Genomic DNA, 1,544 nt, shown 5'->3' with positions numbered 1-1,544 from the left:
CCGCAGACCACACCCGCAGAGCAGCCCCCAGGCGCAGGCGCGGGCCTCCGCCCGCCCCCGCTCACTAGCTGATCGGCACCTGACCCGCCTTGGCGCACATCTCCGCAAGGCCCTCCGCCGTCACCGGCGACAACACCCCCTCCTCCGTCACGATCGCCGTCACCAGCTCGGGCGGCGTCACGTCGAACGCGGGGTTATACGCCTGCGTCCCCAGCGGCGCCATCGGGACACCGCCACCCGCCTCCCTCCCGATCACCGGCACATGCGGCACCACGGCCTCCGTCACCTCATGGCCCGCCCGCTGCTCGACCTCGATGGACGCCCCGTCCGGCGTCCCCGGGTCCACGGTCGTCACCGGAGCCACGACGATGAACGGCACATGGTGGTACCGCGCGAGCACGGCGAGCGGATAGCTCCCCACTTTGTTCGCCACCGAACCGTCCGCCGCGATCCGGTCGGCACCGATCAGCACCGCGTCCACCTCACCCGCCGCGAACAGCGAACCCGCCGCACTGTCCGTGAGCAGCGTGTACGCCATACCGTTCCGCGCCGCCTCGTACGCCGTGAGCCTCGCCCCCTGCAACAGCGGCCTCGTCTCGTCCACCCAGAGCCTGCGCAGCCTCCCCTCCCGGTGCGCCCTGAGAGCCACCGCGAACGCCGTGCCCTCCCCGCCGGACACCAGCGCCCCCGTATTGCAGTGCGTCAGGATGCGGTGGCCGCCGCCCGGCATCAGCTCGTCGAGCAGCGCCAGACCGTGCGCCGCCATCCGCGCGCTGGCCTTGGCGTCCTCGACGTGCAGCGTCCGTGCCGCTTCGAGCGCGGCGTCCGCCGCCCTCACGTGATCGGCGCCGCCCGTCAGCGCCGTGCGGTAGGCCGCCTGGGCCCGGCGCACGCCGTGGGCGAGGTTGACCGCGGTGGGCCGGGCGCCCGCCAGCGAATCCGCCGCCTCGTCCACGTCGAACCCACGGGCGGCGGCGAGCGCGACGCCATACGCCCCCGCGATGCCCAGCAGCGGTGCCCCGCGCACCGCGAGCGTTCTGATCGCGTCCACCAGAGCGGGCGCGTCCGTGCACACCAGCTCGATCTCCTCACCCGGCAGCCTGGTCTGGTCGAGGAGGACCAGGACGGGTCCTTCAGGGGGGTCGTCCCAGCGGATCGCGGGAATCCCGGGGATGTCGGTCGGCCGTATGTCCTCGCCGGATTGCGCGTACTGATCAGCCATCCGACCAGTCTGCCCCGTACCCGGCGGACAATTGAAGGTGTGCAGCCTCTCCGGCCCCCGGTCACCTTGCCGGTGCCCCGTGGCACGATGGCTGACAACCAGCCGCCGCACCCGCGGACGCGCACCGTGAAGGAGCGACGATGAACGACACTCCGGGCTGGGCCTCGCCCGGATCCGCCCCCTCCGACGGACAGGACTCCGGCAAGCCGGACGCCGGCGAGTCCAAGGACCCCGGCGGCCCGAGCAGCCCGCCGAAGTGGTCCAAGGAGCAGCCGCCACCCGCCCAGTGGTCCCCGCCGAGCCAGTCGAACGCGGGCCAGAC

1 protein-coding gene and 1 pseudogene are annotated in these 1,544 nt (G+C 73.3%); one reads left to right on the top strand and one right to left on the bottom strand.

The features are described from left to right. Nucleotides 1-64 precede the first annotated feature (64 nt). A complete protein-coding gene (mtnA, locus tag AB8Z36_RS39715; protein WP_369218220.1) occupies nucleotides 65-1,222 on the bottom strand; it encodes an S-methyl-5-thioribose-1-phosphate isomerase in 1,158 nt (385 codons plus the stop codon). A gap of 140 nt (nucleotides 1,223-1,362) precedes the next feature. On the opposite strand from mtnA, the pseudogene AB8Z36_RS39710 reads away from it, so the two are divergent. Continuing rightward, nucleotides 1,363-1,544: pseudogene (locus AB8Z36_RS39710) on the top strand (hypothetical protein); the annotation flags it as partial.

Source organism: Streptomyces flavofungini, from assembly GCF_041028215.1.
Lineage (GTDB): Bacteria > Actinomycetota > Actinomycetes > Streptomycetales > Streptomycetaceae > Streptomyces > Streptomyces flavofungini_B.
Note: the sequence above shows the minus strand (reverse complement) of the source record. Positions and strands in the feature narration are given on the sequence as shown.